This is a genomic window from Limosilactobacillus reuteri subsp. porcinus (assembly GCF_036621895.1).
Taxonomy (GTDB): Bacteria; Bacillota; Bacilli; order Lactobacillales; family Lactobacillaceae; genus Limosilactobacillus; species Limosilactobacillus reuteri_J.
This window is the reverse complement of the sequence record NZ_LN887502.1, coordinates 1-483: the sequence shown is the minus strand read 5'-3', so window position 1 is coordinate 483 and position 483 is coordinate 1. Positions and strand designations below refer to the sequence as shown.

1 protein-coding gene is annotated in these 483 nt (G+C 36.9%); it reads left to right on the top strand.

Annotated features, from left to right (window positions below):
* The first annotated feature begins 213 nt into the window (after positions 1 to 213).
* Positions 214 to 411, top strand: coding sequence for a hypothetical protein (locus tag AACL61_RS09830; RefSeq protein ID WP_086118472.1), 198 nt, complete (start codon positions 214 to 216; stop codon positions 409 to 411).
* The last annotated feature ends 72 nt before the right edge of the window (positions 412 to 483 follow it).

Sequence of the window (483 nt, the reverse complement as noted above, 5' to 3'; positions counted from 1 at the left end):
CCACTTGATCCTTAGTAACACCTAATTCTTTAGCAATTTGAGCTTTACTTTTCAGCATTTAATCACTCCAATCTATTAGATTGACTTTATAATACAGAAAAGTGTTGCAAATTTGCCCTTCAATCGTTCACGGAAACAGCCTCAGATTATTCCCTATGGGCGCAAGCGCCCCGAACAAAGGCTTGCTATAATTAAAGAAAAGGAGTGAGCAAAATGGAACTAAAAGACATTACAAATTTAACCGAGTTGAAGGATCAAGCCTCTAAATTAGGTAGCAGTGTTGAACTCATTGCCGATCATTTGCAGGACTTAAAAGCCCTAAATTTAGATAACAACGATAGTAAATTAGACGAGGCACAGTCAATGCTATACAAAGCGTCAAAATTGCTCGCCGAATTTTCAGAAGAATAGCTATAAATTACACATTTCTGCGTACTTAAATAAGCCTCCTCAACTGGGGGTTTATTTTTTTTTATTGCGAGA

Excerpts from the sequence above, each read along its gene's own strand:
- AACL61_RS09830 (WP_086118472.1), top strand. The coding sequence starts at position 214 with ATGGAACTAAAAGACATTACAAATTTAACCGAGTTGAAGGATCAAGCC.